15 protein-coding genes are annotated in these 22,761 nt (G+C 41.0%); 12 read left to right on the top strand and 3 right to left on the bottom strand.

Annotation, left to right across the window (positions count from 1 at the left end):
- Window position 1: 1 nt before the first annotated feature.
- From murA to L6469_RS09890, 7 genes are all read left to right on the top strand, one after another.
- Window positions 2-1,312 (top strand): UDP-N-acetylglucosamine 1-carboxyvinyltransferase, encoded by a 1,311-nt coding sequence (gene murA, locus L6469_RS09920; RefSeq protein ID WP_006281320.1) that lies wholly within the window; start codon window positions 2-4, stop codon window positions 1,310-1,312.
- On the top strand, window positions 1,305-1,829 hold the full coding sequence (gene rimM / locus L6469_RS09915; protein ID WP_006281321.1) for a ribosome maturation factor RimM: 525 nt from the start codon (window positions 1,305-1,307) through the stop codon (window positions 1,827-1,829). Before murA ends, rimM begins: the two co-directional genes overlap by 8 nt.
- Window positions 1,829-2,986, top strand: coding sequence for a 1-deoxy-D-xylulose-5-phosphate reductoisomerase (locus tag L6469_RS09910; protein WP_006281322.1), 1,158 nt, complete (start codon window positions 1,829-1,831; stop codon window positions 2,984-2,986). Before rimM ends, L6469_RS09910 begins: the two co-directional genes overlap by 1 nt.
- Window positions 2,987-2,989: 3 nt before the next feature.
- Window positions 2,990-4,381, top strand: coding sequence for an RIP metalloprotease RseP (rseP, locus tag L6469_RS09905; protein ID WP_006281323.1), 1,392 nt, complete (start codon window positions 2,990-2,992; stop codon window positions 4,379-4,381).
- Window positions 4,382-4,640: 259 nt separating this feature from the next.
- Window positions 4,641-9,122, top strand: a complete 4,482-nt coding sequence (gltB, locus tag L6469_RS09900) for a glutamate synthase large subunit (RefSeq protein WP_006281324.1) — start codon at window positions 4,641-4,643, stop codon at window positions 9,120-9,122.
- A gap of 27 nt (window positions 9,123-9,149) precedes the next feature.
- Window positions 9,150-10,586 carry a glutamate synthase subunit beta gene (locus tag L6469_RS09895; RefSeq protein WP_006281325.1) on the top strand — a complete coding sequence of 479 codons (1,437 nt, stop codon included), beginning with the start codon at window positions 9,150-9,152 and terminating at the stop codon, window positions 10,584-10,586.
- 770 nt (window positions 10,587-11,356) lie between these two features.
- Window positions 11,357-12,406 (top strand): glycoside hydrolase family 43 protein, encoded by a 1,050-nt coding sequence (locus L6469_RS09890; protein WP_027453101.1) that lies wholly within the window; start codon window positions 11,357-11,359, stop codon window positions 12,404-12,406.
- Window positions 12,407-12,473: 67 nt separating this feature from the next.
- Here L6469_RS09890 and asnB read toward each other — a convergent pair whose 3' ends face one another.
- The 3 genes from asnB to L6469_RS09875 form a co-directional block, all read right to left on the bottom strand.
- Window positions 12,474-14,171: an asparagine synthase B gene (gene asnB, locus L6469_RS09885; RefSeq protein WP_006281327.1), complete on the bottom strand. Its 1,698-nt coding sequence runs from the start codon at window positions 14,169-14,171 to the stop codon at window positions 12,474-12,476.
- Between the two features lie 76 nt (window positions 14,172-14,247).
- The gene (locus L6469_RS09880) at window positions 14,248-15,513 is read right to left on the bottom strand and encodes an ammonium transporter (RefSeq protein WP_006281328.1); all 1,266 of its coding nucleotides are present in this window, start codon (window positions 15,511-15,513) and stop codon (window positions 14,248-14,250) included.
- A 57-nt stretch (window positions 15,514-15,570) separates the two neighbouring features.
- Window positions 15,571-15,927, bottom strand: coding sequence for a P-II family nitrogen regulator (locus L6469_RS09875; protein ID WP_006281329.1), 357 nt, complete (start codon window positions 15,925-15,927; stop codon window positions 15,571-15,573).
- Between the two features lie 329 nt (window positions 15,928-16,256).
- On the opposite strand from L6469_RS09875, the gene dapF reads away from it, so the two are divergent.
- From dapF to L6469_RS09850, 5 genes are all read left to right on the top strand, one after another.
- On the top strand, window positions 16,257-17,120 hold the full coding sequence (gene dapF, locus L6469_RS09870; protein ID WP_006281330.1) for a diaminopimelate epimerase: 864 nt from the start codon (window positions 16,257-16,259) through the stop codon (window positions 17,118-17,120).
- 40 nt (window positions 17,121-17,160) lie between these two features.
- Window positions 17,161-18,399 (top strand): LL-diaminopimelate aminotransferase, encoded by a 1,239-nt coding sequence (locus L6469_RS09865; protein ID WP_006281331.1) that lies wholly within the window; start codon window positions 17,161-17,163, stop codon window positions 18,397-18,399.
- A gap of 66 nt (window positions 18,400-18,465) precedes the next feature.
- Window positions 18,466-19,215, top strand: a complete 750-nt coding sequence (locus tag L6469_RS09860; RefSeq protein ID WP_006281332.1) for a hypothetical protein — start codon at window positions 18,466-18,468, stop codon at window positions 19,213-19,215.
- A 48-nt stretch (window positions 19,216-19,263) separates the two neighbouring features.
- Complete coding sequence (locus tag L6469_RS09855) at window positions 19,264-21,453, top strand: glutamine synthetase III (RefSeq protein ID WP_237851079.1); 2,190 nt, start codon at window positions 19,264-19,266, stop codon at window positions 21,451-21,453.
- Window positions 21,454-21,669: 216 nt separating this feature from the next.
- Window positions 21,670-22,740, top strand: a complete 1,071-nt coding sequence (locus L6469_RS09850) for a peroxiredoxin family protein (RefSeq protein WP_006281334.1) — start codon at window positions 21,670-21,672, stop codon at window positions 22,738-22,740.
- The last annotated feature ends 21 nt before the right edge of the window (window positions 22,741-22,761 follow it).

The raw sequence follows: 22,761 nt of genomic DNA, 5'->3' as shown, positions 1-22,761 counted from the left end.
TATGGAGTCTTTTGTCATAGAAGGTGGACATCCACTTAAAGGTACAATTACCCCCCAGGGAGCCAAAAACGAAGCCTTACAGGTTATCTGTGCAACACTACTCACTTCAGAACCTGTACGCATCAATAATATCCCTGATATTCTGGATGTTAACAATCTTATAAAATTGCTTCAGGATATCGGTGTCAAGGTAACTCGGCACAATCGTCATGAATATACATTCCAAAGCGATGAACTCAACCTAAATTATCTGGGGAGCGAAGAGTTTGTCAAGAAATGTTCTCAACTCCGAGGAAGTGTATTGATGATTGGTCCGATTTTAGGCCGATTCGGAGAAGCTACAATTGCCAAACCTGGAGGTGATAAAATTGGTCGAAGACGCTTGGACACTCATTTCATTGGTTTTAAAAATCTTGGAGCTGAGTTTGTACGTAATGAGGAAAAAAATGTCTACCAACTAAAAGCCAAACAGCTAAAAGGTTGTTATATGTTGCTCGACGAGGCTTCAGTTACCGGTACTGCTAATATCATCATGGCTGCCGTAACAGCTAAGGGCAATACTACAATCTATAATGCAGCTTGTGAGCCATATATACAGCAACTATGCCACATGCTCAACGCAATGGGAGCAAATATCAGTGGTATCGGCAGTAATCTCCTCAATATTATCGGTGTGGACAACCTTCATGGTACAGAACACACAATTCTACCAGACATGATTGAGGTAGGTTCATTCATTGGCATGGCAGCCATGGTGGGAGACGGTATCCGTATCAAAAACGTTTCTATCAATAATCTAGGTATCATACCTGAAGCTTTCCGCCGAATGGGGGTGAAGATTATAGAAGAAAATGATGACTTAATTATTCCAAAACAAGAACAGTATGTTATCGATTCTTTTATTGATGGTACTATCATGACTTTAGCTGATGCACCATGGCCTGGGCTCACACCAGACTTACTCTCTGTACTGCTGGTAGTTGCTACACAAGCCAAAGGTACTGTGCTGATACATCAGAAGATGTTCGAAAGCCGATTATTCTTCGTCGATAAGCTTATAGACATGGGTGCCCAGATCATACTTTGTGACCCTCATCGTGCTGTTATCGTAGGGCACAACAGAGAGAAAACACTGAGAGCAGGCCGTCTTACCAGTCCAGATATCCGTGCCGGTATCGCTTTGCTGATTGCAGCTATGAGTGCTAACGGTACAAGTACTATCGCTAATATCGCCCAAATAGACCGAGGCTACGAGGATATCGAGAATCGTCTTAACAATTTGGGAGCTAAAATACGTCGTATCAATGATTAAAGAAGAAGACATATATAAAATAGGTAAATTGGGAAAACCTCATGGTGTACAAGGTGAGGTTTCCTTCCACTTTACTGATGACGTTTTCGATCGTGTTGATGCAGAATATCTCATCTTAAAGCTAGATGGCATTTTTGTACCATTCTTCATGGAAGAGTACCGTTTCCATGGAAGTGAGACGGCTCTGATAAAATTCGAGGATATTGACAGTCAGGATAGAGCAAAAGAACTGACTGGTAGTGAAGTCTATTTTCCACGTCACCTATCGGATAGCGATGAAGAAAATATCTCGTGGGCTGAAATCGTCGGTTTTGCACTGATTGATGCTGCCACAGGTAATACTATTGGTACCATTCAGGGGGTAGACGACTCCACCATAAACACGCTATTTGATATCGAGACCGAGAATCATCAAAATATCCTTATACCAGCATCAGACGACTTGCTGCAGCAGGTAGACGCAGACAAGCGAGAAATCATAATGAATCTACCAGAAGGAATTTTAGATTTAGATTAATGAAAAAACAACTATGTATACTTGGTAGTACAGGAAGTATCGGTACACAGGCACTCGACGTAGTACGTCAGCATTCAGACCTTTACGAAATATACTGTCTTACTGCCAATAACAGTGTAGAGAAACTAGCACAACAAGCTCACGAATTCAATCCTGCAGCCGTTGTTATTGCTAATGAAGACCATTACAAGAAACTGCAAAATTTACTGAGCGACCGTCCTGATATCAAGGTATATGCAGGCCGTGAGGCCTTAGAACAAATTGTCGAAGCAGAACCTATTGATATGGTCTTGGCTTCAATGGTTGGCTTTTCCGGACTCATCCCTACAATCAATGCGATTAAGGCACGTAAAAAGATTTGTCTAGCCAATAAGGAAACGCTTGTTGTTGCTGGTGAATTAATTTGTAATCTCGCTCAACAGTATCATGCTCCTATTCTACCCGTAGACAGTGAGCATTCTGCTATTTTCCAGAGTTTGGTAGGCGAAGACGAAAACGAAATAGAAAAGATTCTCCTGACTTGCTCCGGTGGTCCGTTCCGAAATTTTACACAGGAACAAATAGAAAAGGTTACAGCTGCAGATGCCCTCAAACATCCTACATGGGATATGGGTGCCAAGATTACCATCGATTCTGCTACACTTATGAACAAAGGTTTTGAAGTAACGGAAGCAAAATGGCTATTTGGTGTACCAGCAGACAAGATAGAAGTACTTATCCATCCACAGAGCGTAGTACATAGCGCCGTACAGTTTGCCGACGGAGCTGTTAAAGCTCAGTTGGGTGTACCCGATATGCGCTTGCCTATCCAATATGCATTCTCTTTCCCACAGCGAATTCATTTAGATGGTGACCGTCTCGATTTATTCAAGCAACGTAATTTGGAATTTTTCGAACCAGACACCCAAAAGTTCAAATGTCTGGCATTAGCATTCGAAGCTATCAAAAAAGGTGGCAACATGTCATGTATTGTCAATGCTGCCAACGAAATAGCCAATGCTGCATTCCGCCGCAACGAATGCTCTTTCCTTGATATCGCCGATATTATCGAAACGACCATGGCTAAAACTACATTCAATAATAATCCAGATCTTGATGTTTATCTGCAAACAGATGCAGAAGCACGAAGAATCGCTCAAGAATTAATAAAAAAATAAATAATGGAATCATTTTTGATCAGATTGCTACAGTTTATGCTGTCAATCTCTCTCTTAGTATTACTCCACGAAGGAGGCCATTTCTTCTTTTCTAAATTATTCGGAGTTCGCGTAGAGAAATTCTACTTATTCTTCGATGTTACAATTGGAAAATGGAAAGGAAGTATTTTCAAGTTCAAGCCAAAATTTGGTGACACCGAATATGGTATGGGATGGCTTCCTTTAGGTGGTTATTGCAAAATCTCTGGTATGATCGATGAAAGCTTCGATACAGACCAAATGTCAAAACCTGCTGAAGCATGGGAGTTCAGAAGCAAACCAGCTTGGCAACGACTTCTTATCATGATCGGCGGTGTTACTGTAAACTTCTTTTTAGCCCTCTTCATCTACTCCATGGTTATGTTCACTTGGGGTGAAGACTTTATTCAGATGAAGGATATGAACCTAGGTATGAAGTTTAACAAGGAAGCCAAGGCCCTTGGCTTTCAAGATCACGATATCCTCATTGGAACTGATATCCGCGAATTCAAGGAGTTTAATGTCGACGTTTTTCGCGATTTGTCAGAAGCTCATCGTGTAGATCTTCTACGTAATGGCAAAAAAATGAGTATCGAGCTCCCTGGTGATATCAACTTATTGAGCATGCTGAAAACATCTCCTGTTTTTGTTCGACCATTCCTTCCTGCAGAGGTCGATACCGTATTACCAAATGGACCAGCTGCCAAAGCCGGTATTGTAAAAGGAGATAAATTTATTGCTATCAACAATAAGAAGATTGATTCTAGTAATGAACTAGACGAACAACTAGGACGTCTTGATGACCAAATGGAGAGTGTTACTACTCACAAAGACAGTCTAAAACTCAGAACTATCAGTTTGGTTGTTGCCAAGGCTCAAAGTAGTAAACTGGATACTTTAAACATGGTATTAACCCCTGATTTGAAATTTGAGATTGGCTGGAAATCATTTGCTGATATGTACAAAGTAACTCATGTAGATTATGGTTTTTGGGAGAGCTTCCCTGTAGGAACATCCTATGGATGGAATGTACTCAAAGGCTACGTTAGCGATATGAAATACGTATTTACAGCTGATGGTGCCAAGAGTATCGGTGGCTTCGGGGCTATCGGAAGCCTCTTCCCTGCTCAATGGGACTGGCACCAATTCTGGTTAATGACAGCTTTCTTGAGCATTATCCTGGCCTTTATGAATATTCTACCTATTCCTGCACTCGATGGTGGACATGTACTGTTCTTGCTCTATGAAATGATTACACGCAGAAAACCAAGTGAGAACTTTATGATTAAGGCTGAATATATTGGTATTACTATTTTATTTATTCTGCTCATCATAGCCAACTTGAATGACGTGTTACGCTGGCTCGGCTTTATGTAAGCTAAAATAAATACGATATCCTAAAAAGCTAAAATGATAGCTTTTTTGCAAAAATTACGGATTGTAAGTTTGCTACTCAAATAAACTTGCAATCCGTGATTATTTTTTTTAAATTCATCACTTTTACTTTCAATTTAATATTTTAACGGTTCCTAAACTAAATTTACCGAAAGATTTTCCATTAAAAATCTTACATTTAGAAAGCTCTTTTGTAATTTTGCAACCAAATTGATAGGGAAATTACAAAAACATGAATCAAATGCAACTAAAAATGGAAAATGGATTGTATAATGCCAGCAATGAGCATGATGCTTGTGGTGTGGGTATGGTAGTCAACATCCACGGCAACAAGAGTCACGAGCTTGTTGACAATGCATTGAAGGTATTGGAAAACCTCCGACATAGAGGTGCTGAAGGTTCTGATGGAAAGACTGGTGACGGAGCCGGTATCCTACTACAGATACCACATGAGTTTATTCTTCTTCAAGGCATACCTGTTCCTGAAAAAGGAAAATATGGTACAGGACTTATTTTCTTACCAAAGGATGAGAAAAAACAGCAAGCCATTCTCTCCATCATGATTGAGGAGATCGAGCGTGAAGGCTTATCACTAATGCACCTTCGCAACGTTCCTACCAACCAGGAGTGCTTGGCAGAAGAAGGACTCGCTACTGAGCCTGATATCAAACAAGTATTTATCACAGGTGTTACTGATAATAAAGTTTCTTCTTTCGAACGCACGCTTTATACGATTCGTAAAAAAATAGAAAGAAGAGTTGAGGACAACGACTTTTATATCTGCTCTTTATCAAGCAAGACTATTGTATATAAAGGTATGCTCTCAAGTTTACAACTTCGTCAATACTATCCAGACTTAACAAATAATTATTTCACTAGCGGTATGGCCTTGGTACACAGTCGTTTTAGTACCAATACCTTTCCTACATGGAGTTTAGCACAGCCGTTCCGCCTAATCGCTCATAATGGTGAAATCAACACCATCCGTGGTAATCGTAGCTGGATGCAAGCACGCGAAAGTGTCCTTTCTTCAGAAACCTTAGGTGATGTTAAAGAGATATCACCTATCGTACAGCCTGGTCTGAGTGACTCGGCTAGTTTTGACAACGTCTTTGAGTTCCTTGTAATGAGTGGACTTTCATTGCCGCATGCTATGGCTGTTATGGTACCTGAAAGTTTCAATGATAAGAACCCAATCTCTGAAGATCTCAAAGCTTTCTATGAATACTATTCTATTCTCATGGAACCATGGGATGGACCTGCAGCCTTAATGTTTAGCGACGGTCGTTTTGCCGGTGGTATGCTCGATCGTAACGGTCTTCGTCCTGCTCGTTATACCATCACAAAGAACGATACCATGGTTGTAGCAAGTGAAGCAGGTGTAATGGATTTTGAACCTAGTGAAATTGCAGAAAAGGGACGTCTTCAGCCAGGTAAAATTTTACTGATCGATACCGAAGAGGGTAAGATTTACTATGATGGCGAGATTAAGAATCGATTGGCTCAAGAACATCCTTATCGTCAATGGTTGAATACCAATCGTATTCAGTTGGAAAAAATCCGCACAGGTAGAAAGGTTGAGAATAGCATCGAAAACCTTACTCGCAAAGAACTGGAATTTGGTTTTGGTGAAGAAGATGTCGATGGAACAATTGTACCAATGGCTACCAAGGGGCAAGAGCCTACTGCTTCTATGGGTAATGACACACCGTTGGCTGTACTTTCAGACAAACCACAAATATTCTTCAACTACTTCCGCCAGCAGTTTGCACAAGTTACCAATCCTGCTATCGACTCTATTCGCGAGAACCTCGTGATGAGTCTTACTGAGTATATCGGCCGTGTAGGTAGTGGTATTCTCAATCCTGATGAAAGTAACTGTAAGATGGTGCGCCTGCCTCATCCTATTCTGAACAATTCACAACTTGATATTCTCTGTAACATTAGATACAAGGGATTCAACACCATCAAACTTCCTATGCTTTTTGAGCGAAGCAAAGGCGAAGAAGGACTTCGCGAAGCTCTCAACTCTCTTTGTCAACAGGCTGAGAAGAGCGTGGACGATGGGTATAACTATATTATTTTAAGCGATCGCAATGTTGACGAGGAACATGTTGCCATACCATCTCTGTTAGCCGTAAGTGCTGTTCACCATTATCTTATCAATGTGGGCAAGCGTGTACAGACAGCCTTAATTGTTGAGAGTGGAGAAATCAGAGAAGTAATGCATGCCGCATTGCTATTGGGCTATGGTGCATCAGCTCTCTGTCCTTATATGACATACGCCATCCTTGATGACCTTGTAAAGAAAGGCAAGATACAGGAAGATTACCACACTGCTGAAAGTAACTATATCAAAGCTGTCAAAAAAGGTCTTTTCAAGATTATGGCTAAAATGGGTATCAGTACCATTCGTAGCTATCGCGGTGCACAGATTTTTGAAAGTATCGGTCTCTCTGAGAACCTTTTAAAGACCTACTTCGGCACTCAGATATCTACCATCGGTGGTATCGGACTGAAAACAATAGCCAAGGATGCCATAGCTTTCCACGACCAGGCTTTCGATCAAAAGAAAAAAGTAGAATTCTTGCCTAACATGGGGCAGTTCCACTATCGCAAGGATGGTATTGAACATGCTTGGAATCCTGAGACTATTGCCACACTGCAGCTATCTACTCGCAAGGGCGATTACCAACTCTTCAAAAAATTCAGTCAACTGGCTGATAATAAAGAGCGTCCTATATTTATCCGCGACTTCTTTGATATTAAGCGTAACCCTATCGATATCGACAAAGTAGAACCAGTAGAGTCTATTGTAAAACACTTCGTTACAGGTGCCATGAGTTTCGGAGCTTTGTCTAAAGAGGCACACGAAGCTTTAGCACTGGCGATGAATAAACTGGGAGCCCGATCAAACACAGGTGAAGGTGGAGAGGACAATGAACGCTTCCATGGCGAACAGGATGGTATCAGCCTCAACAGTAAAACCAAGCAGGTAGCCTCTGGACGCTTCGGTGTTACAACCGAATATTTGGTAAATGCTGAAGAAATACAGATTAAGGTGGCACAAGGTGCTAAACCAGGAGAAGGTGGACAATTACCTGGTTTTAAGGTAAACGAAATTATTGCCAAAACCCGCCATTCTATCCCTGGCATTTCACTCATTTCACCACCACCTCACCACGATATCTACTCTATCGAAGACTTAAAGCAACTCATCTTCGACTTGAAGAATGTTAATCCTAAAGCAGCTATTAGTGTCAAACTTGTTGCAGAGAGTGGTGTCGGAACCATTGCAGCCGGTGTTGTAAAAGCTAAAGCAGATTTGATCGTCGTTTCTGGTGCTGAAGGTGGTACCGGCGCTTCTCCTGCTTCAAGTATGCGCTTTGCTGGTATCTCTCCTGAAATTGGTATTTCAGAAACTCAGCAAACTTTGGTTAAGAATGGTCTTCGCTCATTGGTACGCCTACAGGTAGACGGTCAGATGAAGACCGGTCGTGATGTTATCATGATGGCTCTTCTTGGTGCTGAGGAGTTTGCCTTCGGTACCTCTCCTCTAATTGTTCTGGGTTGTGTAATGATGCGTAAATGTAGCCAAAATACCTGCCCTATGGGTGTTGCTACTCAGGATCCTCGTTTGAGAGCACATTTCAAAGGCAGTTATAAGTATGTCATTAACTACTTTACATTCCTAGCTCAAGAGGTGAGAGAGTATTTGGCAGAAATGGGATACACTAAACTTAGTGATATCATCGGACATACTGAACTCATTGTACCTAAGAAATCGGGCAATGAAAAATGGGACTCACTCGACTTTACTCGATTACTCTTCAAGGAAAATAGCGAAGATACTTTGTACTGTAGTAAAACACAGAAACATGAACTCGACGGTATCCTCGATCAGCAGTTGATTGCTGGAGCTCAGAAGGCCATTCAGGATAAAGATGAAGTAAACCTCGACTTTGCCATCCGCAATACTAACCGTGCAACTGGTACCATGCTCAGTGGACTTATCGCTGAGAAATATGGAGAAGAAGGATTACCTGAAGGTACAATTAATGTGAAATTTAAAGGTTCAGCCGGTCAGAGTTTCGGTGCCTTCCTCGTAAAAGGTATCGACTTTAAGCTTGAAGGTGAAACCAATGACTATTTTGCTAAAGGCCTAAGTGGTGGCCGAATCGCCGTGCTTCCTCCAAACCGTTCAAACTTCAATGCTGAAGATAATATCATCGCTGGTAATACTGGTCTTTATGGCGCCACTACCGGTGAGGTATATATCAATGGTAAAGTTGGCGAACGCTTTGCTGTTCGTAACTCTGGAGCCATTGCTGTAGTAGAAGGTGCAGGTGACCACTGCTGCGAATATATGACTGGTGGTCGTGTCGTAGTGCTAGGTGAAACTGGTCGAAACTTTGCAGCAGGTATGAGTGGTGGTGTCGCTTACGTATGGGATAAAAACCACAACTTCGACTACTTCTGTAATATGGATATGGTTGAGATAAATCTGGTAGAAGAAGCAAGTTACCGTAAGGAACTGCACGAACTCATCCGTCAGCACTATCTCTATACCGGTTCTAAACTAGCTAGAACGATGCTTGATGACTGGAATCACTATGTTGAAGATTTCATTCAGATAGTTCCTATTGAGTACAAGCGAGTTTTACAGGAAGAGCAGGTGAAGAAGTTGCAACAGAAAATTGCTGATATGCAACGCGATTACTAATTCAAAAGACGAGGAGTAAAAAAAGTTATGGGAAATCCTAGAGCATTTTTAGAAATAAACCGTAAGGAAGCCGGACACAGACCGGTTCACGATAGAATCCACGATTTCGGTGAAGTGGAGCAAACTTTAAATACTAACGATCGACGTCAGCAAGCCAGTAGATGTATGGATTGTGGTGTACCTTTCTGCCATTGGGCATGTCCTCTGGGCAATAAACCACCAGAATGGAATGATGCTATCTACAAAGGCGACTGGAAGTTAGCTTTCAAGTTGCTGACAGCCACCAACGACTTTCCTGAGTTCACAGGACGAGTATGTCCTGCACTCTGTGAGAAAGCCTGTATTCTTAACTTAATGGATCACGAACCTACCACTAACCGTGAAGATGAGTGTTCCATCATAGAAAAGGCTTTCGAGGAAGATTTCGTTCAGCCTCGTATTCCTGAGCGAAATGGTAAAACCGTATGTGTAGTGGGAGCAGGTCCGGCAGGACTTTCTGCTGCTACCCAGCTCAATCAGATGGGTTATCAGGTTACTGTCATCGAGGCTCGTGAAGACGCAGGTGGTCTGCTTCGCTTTGGTATTCCAAATTTCAAACTGAACAAGATTATCATCGATCGCCGCATGGAGGTACTTCGCCAAGAAGGCATTATCTTCCAATTTAATACTAAATTAGTTGATACACCAGCTAAAAAGGGTGAAGAGAAAAAGGGCGAAATCGCTGATGATATCCAAAACGACCCTACTTTAGGTCAGGATAAGACGGTTACAGCCGAGGAACTCAGCAAGCAGTATGATGCTGTCGTAATTACCACAGGTACTCCTACTGCTCGAGATCTCAAGATTCCTGGACGCGACTTAAAGGGTGTATACTTTGCCCTTGAAATGTTGTCTCAACAAAACCGTGTACTCTACGGACAAGAATTCAGCAAAGATCAATTGGTTAATGCAAAGGGCAAAGACGTACTTGTCATCGGTGGTGGTGATACCGGTTCTGACTGTATCGGTACAGCTCACCGTCAAGGATGTAAGAGCGTTACACAGATTGAGATTATGCCTAAACCACCCGTTGGTCCTGATGATCCAAACAACCCATGGCCAAACTGGCCACGAACCCTCAAGACTACCTTCGCTCACGAAGAAGGTTGCGAGCGAAGATGGAATATCAATTCTTTGGAATTCTTAGGCAAAAATGGTAAACTCACTGGTGTCAAAGTACAAGAAATTACTTGGGAGCCTAACCCTGAAGGTGGTAGACCTTTAATGAAACCTGCCAAGGAACCGGAAATAATCAAAGCCGATATGGTACTTTTGGCAATGGGATTCTTGAAGCCTAACCAACCTGAATTTCCTGAGAATGTCTTCGTAGCAGGTGATGCTGCTAACGGAGCTAGCTTGGTGGTACGCGCCTTGGCTAGTGGTAGAGAAACTGCTGCTAAAATAGATAAATACTTGCAAAAGTAATTATCCCTATCAAATATGCATTGCAGAGGGTGAGGTATCAGTGGATATCTCACCCGTTTTTTGGGGCTTAAATTTATCTGTTATATTTAAATTTAGTTGACACAAACTGTCTTGTGATTTGCTTATTTATAGTTAGCATTGCTAAAATGTTTCAAATATGCTATTTTTGTAATATTTTCTAGGTTGTCAAGTCTTTTAGGAAGTAGCGGACACGACTGACAAGGTTTTCAGTACGATTTAAACAATGTTGACAAGTAATTCTGTTTAACCTGGTAAAAACTGTCAAATGAAATTAGGAAAAGACAATTGTTTTGTCAACCTGAATAATACAAAGCAGAAACACTATGTTTACAAGTTAAAAACATCATGTTTACGTGGTAGAAACATAGTGTCTATACCATGAAAACATAGTGTTTGTCAGCTCAAGTGTAAACTTTTACCTATCACCGGCTATGGCTTTGCTGGAAAAAGGGTAGAATGTTGTAGTAAGATACCAAATAGTCAAGCCAAAAGTTGAAGATATTGAGCTAGATAACGATTCCTAGTAACTATGTTTGGGGGATATTTTTTAAAAGTCTACCATAACAGACTGTAGAAGCTAGTAGATATTCGCCGATGCACTGTGTAACAGATTTTATATTTTATTTTTCGATAGTGTCATTATACATAATAATTATTAAAAAACAAACTATAAATTTAAGTCTGTAAATTATGATAATAAGAAAAAAGTGTTATCTTTGCACTCAAAGATAAACCTAACCTAACAAACAATGAAAAAATTACTATTATCCGCTTTAACACTATTAACCGTATCTTCGACATCTCTCTTGGCACAAAACTTAGTAAAGGGAGACTATGGATATCTCTATTGTCACATGAGTGATAAAGGCGAATGGACAGCCTACGCTGTAAGTCGCGATGGGTATCACTATCAGGATATCAACGAAGGTAAACCTATCTTTGACGCTAAAGAGCATGCACGTATCGAAGGGGGAACACGCGATGCTTACATCACTCGTACACACGATGGTAAGGGCTATCTCATGGTAACAACCGACATGTGTGTGGCTAAGAGTCATAAATGGGATAACTATGGCATTGACCTCCTCAAAAGCGATGACATGATTCATTGGACTAGTGTTACCTTCGACTATCGCAAAGGTCAGAATATATTCTGCGATCCACAAGCCCCATCACCTTATAAAGACTGGTCTACTATTAATCGTGTATGGGCTCCACAGATATTCTGGGATCCAAACTATATCTGGGAGAATGGTGAAAAAGGTGGATACATGATCTATTACTCGATGCTTAACCGCGCAGAAGAAGGCTATGATCGTATGTATTACAGCTATGCAGATAAGACCTTTACCAAATTAACTACACCAAAGCTTCTCTTCGACTGGGGCTATGCTACAATTGATGCTGATATTAACTATCTTCCATCCGACGGCAAATTCCACATGCTTATCAAGAAAGAAGGTGGCAAACCTGGTATTTACACGGCTACCAGTGATTATCTGAATCATGGATGGGGTGAACCAGTAGAACATGATTATGTAAGTTTTGAAGGCAAAAAGAAATGCGAAGGGTCAAGTGCATTCCAGTTAATCGGTGATAAGACTTGGCGTGTAGCCTATATACAATATAGCGACAATCCTAAGCATTATCGCATCTGTAAAGCCGATGAAAATCTACGCAATTTCCACGATCCCGTGGACATCGAAGGGGTTACCGGTCCTCAGCACGGTAGCTTTATGCGCATTACCAAGAAAGAATATAAACGCTTGCTCAAATGGGATCAGAAACTTAAAAAATAAGAAACGCCTTAACAAAAAAATTAAATCGCACTGTGATCTATAGAAATCTCAGTGCGATTTATTTTTTTTATTCGTAAGCTTCCTCATGTACACCCCGAACGGCACGTCCACTAGGATCATTCATATTCTTGAACGATGCATCCCAGGCAAGTGCTTCTGCTGTACTACAAGCCACACTTGGCACAGATGGAACACTCCTAGCAGCACTGTCACTTGGGAAGTGCTCGGCAAAAATACTACGATAATAATATTCTTCTTTATTCTGCGGTGGGTTGATAGGGAATCGCTCTTCTGCATGAGCCATCTGCTCATCACTAACGGCAGAACTGGTAATCTGCTTCAATGTGTCTATCCAACTATATCCTACACCATCACTAAATTGCTCTTTTTGTCGCCAAGCAACTTCTTCTGGCAACATATCAGCAAAAGCTTCACGCACAATTTTCTTCTCCATTGTCTGGCCCGGGCACATCTTTGCCTCTGGATTAGTACGCATAGCAACATCAAGAAACTCTTTATCGAGGAATGGCACACGTCCCTCCACACCCCAGGCACAAAGGCTCTTGTTAGCACGAAGACAATCGTACATATACAATTTGCTCAACTTGCGAACCGTTTCCTCATGAAAAGCTTGTGCATTTGGAGCTTTGTGGAAATAGAGGTAACCACCGAAAATTTCATCGGCGCCCTCACCCGAAAGTACCATTTTGATGCCCATCGACTTAATAACACGAGCCAATAGATACATCGGTGTAGAAGCACGTACCGTAGTCACATCATACGTTTCTATGAAATAAATAACATCGCGTATGGCATCTAACCCCTCTTGGATGGTATAATTTATCTCATGATGTACAGTTCCGATATGATCAGCCACCAATTTAGCCTTAGCTAAATCGGGTGCTCCCTTCAAACCTACAGCAAAAGAGTGCAAACGAGGCCACCAAGCACGGGTTTTACCGTCTTCCTCGACACGATGTTGAGAATACTTCTCGGCAATTGCAGAAATCACAGAAGAATCGAGACCACCACTTAGAAGCACACCATAAGGTACATCGCTCATAAGCTGACGCTTCACAGCGTCTTCCAAGGCATCATGAATGCTCTTTACACTAGATTCATTATTCTTAATGTTATCGTACTCAAACCAATCGCGGCTATAGTATCGTTTCATACCAGGAGCACCACTCCAGTAGAAATGACCAGGAAGGAATGGCTCATAACGGTCGCACTGTCCTTCTAAAGCCTTCAGTTCACTCGCACAATATACTTTACCGTCTTTATCATAGCCGATATAAAGAGGAATTACACCGATAGGATCGCGAGCTATGAGAAAAGTATCAGACTCGACATCATAAAGTGCGAAAGCAAAGATTCCACTGAGTTTTTCAAGCATTTCGGTCAAACGGGTTGGGGTAATTTCGCCTGTAGCTTTCATCTCACGATACAATGCCAAGATTACTTCGCAGTCACTTCCGGTCTGAAACTGGTATTTGTTAGCAAACTCTTTACGTATTTCAAGATGGTTATAGATTTCACCATTAACGGCCAAAACCTGTTTTTTATCAGGCGCAAACAAAGGCTGCTTACCCGATTCTGGATCAACAATGCTCAATCGTTCATGAGCAAGAATAGCAGAACCGCCACAATAGATACCACTCCAGTCTGGTCCACGATGACGAATTTTCTGACTCATCCTCAACGCCTTCTGCCGCCATTCAAGAGTTTGCTCCTGAATATTAAAAATTGATACTATTCCACACATATTGGTAATGATTTAAGTTGCACAAAAACTCCAGTGCCTTACACTGGAGCCATATTTTTTAATTAGAAATCTAACATTAGTTGTAGCAAGACTCACCATGCTCGTAGATATCGAGTCCTTCTTCTTCTATTCGCTTGTCTACTCGGAGACCCTTTACACGCTTGATGGTATAAAAGAGGATAAAACCGCTCACAGCTGCCCAAAGATCAATACATACAATACCCAAAAACTGAGCACCTAAGAATCCAAAGCCATGACCATAGAAGGCTCCCTCACTTACACTGAGCAGACCTGTAAGCAATGTACCAACAATACCACAGATACCGTGAACAGAACTTGCACCTACAGGGTCGTCAATATGAAGTTTCTGATCAATAAATTCGATACCATAAGGCAAGATTATACCGCAAATAAGACCGATAATAACGGCACCAGTAGGCGATACCATATCGCAACCAGCTGTAATACCCACCAAACCGGCAAGAACACCGTTGAGCATCAATGAGAATGATGGTTTGCCATACTTAACCCACGATAAAAGCATAGTAGCAATACCACCAGCAACAGCAGCAAGGTTGGTGGTCAAGAATACGTGAGAGATAGCTTCACGGTTTACAGCACCACTAGCAGCTAACTGTGAACCAGGATTGAAACCAAACCACCCAAACCAAAGGATTAAAACACCTAAAGCTGCAGCCATAAGGTTATGACCAGGAATTGCTTTGCTCTTACCATTCTTATCGTACTTGCCCAAACGAGGACCAAGAATAATGGCACCTATCAAAGCTAATACACCACCTACAGAGTGAACAATAGCACTACCGGCAAAATCGTGAAATACTGTACCGAAGGTGTTCATCATAAAACTACCCTCTTCACCGTTACATAGCCATCCGCCACCCCATGTCCAGTGACCTTCTACAGGGTAAATAAGCAATGATATAAAGAAACTGTAAACACAGTACATTGAGAACTTGGTGCGCTCTGCCATAGCACCAGAAACTATGGTTGCACTAGTAGCGCAGAATACAGTTTCAAAAATCAAGAAGCCTTCTGTAGGCAAACCTGCACTATTGGTATAAAAAGAAAGATCACCAAAGTTTGGCATTCCGATAAAGCCCTGACCATCAGAACCAAACATAAAACCAAAACCTACAAACCAAAAAAGTAACGAACCGACCATAAAGTCAACAAAGTTCTTAAAGAGGATATTGGCTGTGTTTTTACTACGGGTAAAACCTGCCTCACAAAGAGCGAAACCCGGTTGCATGAAAAAGACTAACATGGCTGCTAAAAGCATCCAAATGGTATCGATTGATATTCCTAAATCTTGTACTGTCATTGTTGTGTTTGTTTTGTCGTTAATAATAATGTGCTGTGTTGTTAATAAGATGAGCTTTTACTTTTCCTGTTCGGCATTATACAAGGCGATATCTCCACGCTCACCTGTACGGATTCTAACCGTATCTTCTACTGGAATAACGAAGATTCGTCCATCACCGACCTCACCTGTTTGAGCAGCTTTCTGAATAGCCGATATTGTACGCTCTACGTTTTTTTCTCTTACTACAACATTAAGAAGTACACGTTCGATACTGCTTGTATCGTACATGACACCTCTGTAAATACGTGCCTGGCGCATTTTACCTTCACCACGAACGTCATAATAAGAAAACCATTCGATATCTGCAGCTAGTAAAGCTTCCTTAACATCGTCAAATTTGGTTTTTCTAATGATTGCTTCAATCTTTTTCATGATTTACCTTTCTTTTTATTGATTAAAACCTCTATTGGTTGACATTTTGTAAATTCAACACTGCAAATTTATAACTTTTTGCTATTATATCACACAAATCAGATTCATTTTGAAAGAATAAATTTTATTTAACTTACAACCTTTAAACACTAAACAGCAAAATACTTACAATTTGTTCTATATTTGCATATATTTAGTATCAAATTATAAGATAATGAAAAAATATTTTGGAATATTGATTATTTTTGTATTAAAAAGACGACATTTTGTTGTACATTTGCAAACGTAATCAAACAAATGGTAACAGGAATAAAAGAAAGGGACACAAAATGTCAAATAAGATAAGATTTACAAAAATGCAAGGAGCAGGCAATGATTATATCTATGTCAACACCTTGGCTTATCCAATACCTAATCCAAGTTTGGCTTCACAAATATGGAGTAAGTACCACTTTAAAATAGGAAGTGATGGATTGGTACTGATAGGAAGACCTAGCGATCCCGCCAAAGCTGATTACTCCATGCATATTTATAATGCAGACGGATCTGAAGCTATGATGTGTGGTAATGCCAGCCGATGTATTGGCAAATACCTATATGAAAAAGGACTGACTTTTCAAGAGGAAATCAGACTGGAAACTCTTTCGGGAGTAAAAATACTGAAACTCCACCTTATAGATAATAAGGAAACAGGAAAAACGGAGGTTGAATCGGTAACCGTAGATATGTTAGAGCCTCAACTCGAGGAAAAAGCCCAGTATAATGCAGAAGTAGGAAAAAATATTCAGATAGAAGATAGGATATTTAACGGAACTTTTGTTTCAATGGGCAATCCACACTACGTAATATTCGTTAATGATATTGACACCATCGACATTGCTCGATACGGAAGTAAACTTGAGGTGCATCCTGCTTTTCCACAACGATGCAATATCGAATTTGCAGAAGTAAGAGCTAACGGAGAAATCAGAACCCGAGTATGGGAAAGAGGTAGCGGAATTACCTTGGCCTGTGGAACTGGTGCCTGCGCCACTGCTGTAGCAGCTGCACTGACCGGACGAGCTGAACGTAAAAGTAAAATCGTCATGGATGGCGGAACACTCGAAATAGAATGGAAAGCGAATAATAATCATATATATATGACTGGTCCGGCAGCTTTCGCATTTGAAGGTGAAATCGAGTTACCTGAATAAATAGAAGCAAACTTATAACAACAATAAAAAAAGAAAAAATATGGCATTAGTTAATGAACATTTTTTGAAGCTTACAAACAATTATCTGTTTGCAGACATTGCAAAAAAAGTAAATGCCTTCAAAGTATCACACCCTAAGAAGAGAGTGATTAGCCTAGGTATTGGTGATGTAACCCAACCTCTTTGTCCTGCTGTAATAGAAGCTATGCATAAGGCGGTAGATGAAATGGCCGTACAGGCAAGTTTCCGTGGATATGGACCAGAAAGAGGTTATGATTTCCTACGAGAGGCCATCGTCAAGAACGACTATGCTCCACGTGGTATCCATCTCGACCCTAATGAAATTTTCGTCAACGATGGTGCCAAGAGTGACACGGGTAATATACAGGAAATCGTAAGATGGGATAATAATGTAGGTGTTACCGATCCGATTTATCCGGTATATATCGACTCCAATGTTATGATAGGTCGTGCCGGAATATTCGAAAATGGTAAATGGAGCAATATCACCTATATGCCTTGCGACGATACAAATAATTTCGTACCACAGATACCAGACCATCGCGTCGACATGATTTATCTGTGCTATCCAAACAATCCTACTGGTACTGTATTGACCAAAGAAGAACTAAAGAAATGGGTAAGTTATGCGATTAAGAATGACTCGATTATCTTCTATGATGCTGCTTACGAGGCTTATATACAGGATGAAAACATACCTCACTCTATCTATGAGATTAGAGGTGCACGAAAAGTAGCTATCGAGTTTAGAAGCTATTCTAAAACTGCTGGATTTACTGGTGTACGCTGTGGCTATACTGTAGTGCCTAAGGAACTGACTGCCACTACTCTCGATGGAAGTGAACGGGTAAGTTTGAACCAACTCTGGAACAGACGACAGAGTACTAAATTTAATGGTACTAGCTATATCAGTCAACGTGCTGCTGAAGCCATCTATACTCCTGAAGGCAAAAAGCAGGTAAAAGAAACGATAGATTACTACATGACCAACGCAAAGATAATGCGTGAAAGTCTCACTCGACTAGGATTTAAGGTATATGGTGGTGAAAATGCACCTTACTTATGGGTGAAAACACCAAACAACACAGAAAGCTGGAAATTCTTTGAGCAATTGCTCTATGGAGCATACGTAGTATGTACTCCTGGTGTGGGATTCGGCCCTAGTGGAGAAGGATTCATCAGACTCACCGCATTCGGTACACGCGAAGATTGTAAAGAGGCGATGCAACGTATAGCCGATTGGGTTACTCAGGTATAACCTTATTAACGTATTCTGAAAACACCAAACTATCGGCTAACAACATACACAAACACTAAAAATAATATGATTATGAAAAATCTGAGTAAAATGGGATGCATGGCAGCCATAATGCTAGCCTGCTCCCCTGCTGTTAAAGCGCAGGACGAAGTAGAAACAACAATTGCTGCTGACTTTGTGAACGACTACGTATGGCGTGGACAGCACTGTGGTGATGTTGCAGTACAGCCGACATTAGGCATTGGGTATAAAGGATTATCACTGACCGCTTGGGGAAGTATACCATTGACCAACACTGACGATAGCAAAGAGTTCGACTTGACACTCGCTTATGCTACAGGAAAATTCCATGTTGGTGTAACAGATTACTACTTTTCATCAGCAAGTAACTTCAAAACAGGAGCTACTGTAGGAGACAAATATTTCGCTTATGGCGCTAATAGCACAGCTCACACTTTTGAAGCAAATATCGGCTATGACTTTGGACCTGTTTCTATCGACTGGTATACCAACTTTGCTGGCAACGATGGCAGAACACTCGATGGCGATCGGGCATTTTCATCTTATTTCGAGTTGAATGCTCCATTCAAATTTGCCAGCTGTGATTGGAATGCGACCTTAGGTGGTGTACCATATCATGCTGAATTCTACGGTGCCAACAATGCCAGTGGCTTCGCTATTTGCAACGTATCTGTCAAAGCTACCAAAGACATTAAGATAACTGATTCTTTCAGTGTACCAGTTTTTGCAGCCATCAATACTAATCCAAGTTCTCAGAAAGCTTACCTCGTATTTGGCTTTACCCTTCAGCCATAAATAATATACACAAACGACAAAGATATTAATCAATAAAAGATTTCCAAGATGACAAATTTAAGATTCGGTGCTGTAGAATCAGCATCCAAAAGAAAGCCTGTTGAAGTGCTTTCACCCGTAGAAAGACCATCCGAATACTTTGGTAAAAAAGTATTCAACCGACAGAAAATGTACAAGTACCTGTCAGCAGAAGTTTATACCAAGCTCATCGACATGATTGACAACGGTGCTCAACTAGACCGTTCTATCGCTGATGAGGTAGCAAAAGGTATGAAGCGTTGGGCTGATGAAAACGGGGTTACTCATTATACTCACTGGTTTCAGCCATTGACAGAAGGAACAGCAGAGAAACATGATGCTTTCATTGAGCACGATGGCAAAGGTGGTATGATTGAAGAATTCTCAGGCAAGCTCCTTGTTCAGCAAGAACCTGATGCTTCGTCATTCCCTTCTGGAGGTATCCGTAGTACATTTGAGGCTCGTGGCTATTCTGCATGGGATCCTACATCACCAGTCTTCATCATGGATGATACTCTTTGTATACCTACAATATTCATCTCATATACCGGTGAGGCTCTGGATTACAAGGCTCCATTGCTCCGTGCATTACATGCTGTCAATGTAGCAGCTACCGATGTATGCCACTACTTCTATCCTGACGTCAAAAAGGTTGTAAGTAATCTTGGTTGGGAACAGGAATACTTCCTAGTAGATGCAGACCTCTATGCAGCTCGTCCAGACCTTGCCTTAACCGGTAGAACCCTTATGGGCCACAGCTCTGCCAAAGACCAGCAAATGGACGATCACTACTTTGGAACAATCCCAGAGCGTGTACAAGCGTTCATGAAGGATCTTGAAATTCAGGCGCTCGAACTCGGAATTCCATGCAAAACCCGTCACAACGAAGTTGCGCCTAATCAATTTGAATGTGCTCCAATCTTCGAAGAAACTAACCTTGCTGTAGACCACAACATGCTTTTAATGAGCCTCATGAAAAAAGTTGCTCGCAAGCATGGCTTCCAGGTATTGCTCCACGAAAAACCATTCGATGGTATCAATGGTTCTGGTAAACATAACAACTGGAGTCTTTCTACCGATACCGGTATACTGCTCCACGGTACAGGCAAGACACCAAAGGATAACTTACGCTTCATCACCTTCATTGTAGAAACTCTGATGGCTGTTTACAAGCACAATGGCTTGCTCAAGGCTTCTATCATGAGTGCTACTAATGCACATCGTCTTGGTGCTAACGAGGCACCTCCTGCAATCGTATCTTCATTCTTGGGCAATCAGGTGTCAGAAGTACTTGATCACCTAGAGAAAACTCCTACTAAGGATATTTTCAATATCGAGGGTAAGCACGGTGTAAACATCGACATCCCTGAGATACCAGATATCATGCAGGATAACACTGACCGTAACCGTACTTCTCCATTTGCCTTCACGGGTAACCGCTTCGAATTCCGTGCTGTCGGTTCTGAAGCTAACTGTGCTAGTGCTATGATTACACTGAATACTGCAGTTGCAGAAGCATTACAGGATTTCAAGGTACGAGTAGACAAGCTTATTGCCAATGGTCAGGATACTATTGAGGCTATCATTGAGGTAGTACGCCAAGATATCAAGACATGTGCTCCTATCCGCTTCGATGGTAATGGATACTCTGACGAATGGGTAGAAGAGGCTGAAAAGAGAGGCCTTGATGTAGAGCGCTCATGTCCTGTAATCTTCGACCGCTATCTGGACGAAGCTAGCATTAAGATGTTCGAAAGCCAAGGTGTCATGAAAAAGAACGAACTCGAAGCTCGTAACGAGGTAAAATGGGAAACTTATACTAAAAAACTGCAGATAGAAGCTCGCGTATTGGGCGACTTGAGTATGAACCACATCATCCCTGTTGCTACACACTACCAGAGTCAATTGGCAAAGAACGTTGGCAACATGATTGCTATCTTCGGAGCCGATGAAGCTAAAAAACTAAGCGAACGCAATATTTCTATCATCAAGGACATCGCCGAACGTACTGCACTTATCGAAAAAGGTGTAGAGGAATTGGTTGAAGCTCGTAAGAAAGCGAACAAGATAGAAAACGAGCGTGAGAAAGCTATAGCTTATCACGATACTGTAGAAACTAAATTTGATGCCATACGTTATCAGATAGACAAACTTGAATTGGAAGTTTCTGATGAACTTTGGACGCTTCCTAAATATAGAGAATTACTCTTCATCAGATAAAGATTATTGAACAATCTATTTCTTTTATTGGTTGTTTAAGTTTGCTGCGGAGTGTCATCGTGACGATGACGCTCCGTTTTTATTATGTTAAAATCAAAAAAAACAATGCATTATAAAGACGAAAATCGAATAATTTAAGTAACTTTACGGCTGACTATGAAATTCTTCCATTCGAATGAATAACTATTACTCTACAAAAAAGAAAGGACCTCACACATGAAAAAGATACTAACTTTAGCAGTATTACTCATCACAACCTGCACAGCATTTGCAGAAAAGATACAATTCAATGTTAAAGGCATCGTTGATAAGAACACATCAAAAGTATTGTTTTATATCAACGACATGAACCGAAATAATCCTCAAATAATACCTGTAAAAAATGGAAAATTCTCTATTACAGGCATCGAGGAACGCAATGCGATACTCTATTTCATGAGTAGTGAGACCGCTGGCGTCATCGCCATGAACGATGGAGAAGACTTAAATATCGATTTAATTAAAGATAAGATCATATTTGGGTCAACCGCAAATCTTGAACTCGACAACATGCTGCAAAATATAAATAGCCGTGCTATCCAATTTGACCCCGTAGCTGAAATTTTCTATAAGACAGAAATAGCAGGTACTGAGAATAGTAAATTGGAACGAGAAATGGCCAACTATTATACCCAAACTTCAAACATGGTAGTGAATTACTGTTTAAAACATCAAAATGATGTAACTCCTGCCTACATTATCAAAGAATTTTATTCGCTTCTGAACTATAAACAATTTGAGCAAGTGCTTAATCCTAATTCGGCCTACTTTTCTCACCCTGAACTCGACGAAGCAAAAGGTGCATTTGCCATGCTTGCCAAACGCAGACCTGGTATCAACTATCATGAATTAAACATGATTGATGCTAATGGGAAACCTGCTAAATTATCTCAATACTTGGGCAACCATTATACCTTAGTAGATTTTTGGGCTAGCTGGTGTGGACCGTATGAACAAGAAGTTCTCTATCGTAAGGACGCCTACAAACGTTATCATAACCTGGGTTTTGACATTGTTGGTGTATCGTTAGACAGCAAAGAGAATTTTTGGAAAGATGTTATCAAGAGTCAGGAGCTAAACTGGATTCAGCTCAGCGATTTAAAAGGATGGGAGTCTGAAGCTATCGTAAAATATGGATTAAACATCATCCCTGCAAACGTACTGATAGATCCCACAGGCAAAATTATAGCAACAGACCTTACCGGACTTGACCTTATGGACAAACTCGCAGAGATTTATCAAAAATAAGATATTAATAATAACCCTCGA

It is taken from the genome of Segatella baroniae B14 (assembly GCF_022024235.1).
GTDB lineage: Bacteria > Bacteroidota > Bacteroidia > Bacteroidales > Bacteroidaceae > Prevotella > Prevotella bryantii.
The sequence above is the reverse complement of the archived record's forward strand: the minus strand, read 5'-3'. Positions and strand labels throughout refer to the sequence as shown.

Bases quoted from the DNA above. Each gene is read 5' to 3' on its own strand.
- asnB (WP_006281327.1), bottom strand. From the start codon at position 14,171: ATGTGTGGAATAGTATCAATTTTTAATATTCAGGAGCAAACTCTTGAA.
- murA (WP_006281320.1), top strand. From the start codon at position 2: ATGGAGTCTTTTGTCATAGAAGGTGGACATCCACTTAAAGGTACAATT.
- dapF (WP_006281330.1), top strand. From the start codon at position 16,257: ATGTCAAATAAGATAAGATTTACAAAAATGCAAGGAGCAGGCAATGAT.
- L6469_RS09880 (WP_006281328.1), bottom strand. From the start codon at position 15,513: ATGACAGTACAAGATTTAGGAATATCAATCGATACCATTTGGATGCTT.
- L6469_RS09895 (WP_006281325.1), top strand. From the start codon at position 9,150: ATGGGAAATCCTAGAGCATTTTTAGAAATAAACCGTAAGGAAGCCGGA.
- gltB (WP_006281324.1), top strand. From the start codon at position 4,641: ATGCAACTAAAAATGGAAAATGGATTGTATAATGCCAGCAATGAGCAT.
- L6469_RS09865 (WP_006281331.1), top strand. From the start codon at position 17,161: ATGGCATTAGTTAATGAACATTTTTTGAAGCTTACAAACAATTATCTG.
- L6469_RS09890 (WP_027453101.1), top strand. From the start codon at position 11,357: ATGAAAAAATTACTATTATCCGCTTTAACACTATTAACCGTATCTTCG.
- rseP (WP_006281323.1), top strand. From the start codon at position 2,990: ATGGAATCATTTTTGATCAGATTGCTACAGTTTATGCTGTCAATCTCT.
- L6469_RS09860 (WP_006281332.1), top strand. From the start codon at position 18,466: ATGATTATGAAAAATCTGAGTAAAATGGGATGCATGGCAGCCATAATG.
- rimM (WP_006281321.1), top strand. From the start codon at position 1,305: ATGATTAAAGAAGAAGACATATATAAAATAGGTAAATTGGGAAAACCT.
- L6469_RS09910 (WP_006281322.1), top strand. From the start codon at position 1,829: ATGAAAAAACAACTATGTATACTTGGTAGTACAGGAAGTATCGGTACA.
- L6469_RS09855 (WP_237851079.1), top strand. From the start codon at position 19,264: ATGACAAATTTAAGATTCGGTGCTGTAGAATCAGCATCCAAAAGAAAG.
- L6469_RS09875 (WP_006281329.1), bottom strand. From the start codon at position 15,927: ATGAAAAAGATTGAAGCAATCATTAGAAAAACCAAATTTGACGATGTT.
- L6469_RS09850 (WP_006281334.1), top strand. From the start codon at position 21,670: ATGAAAAAGATACTAACTTTAGCAGTATTACTCATCACAACCTGCACA.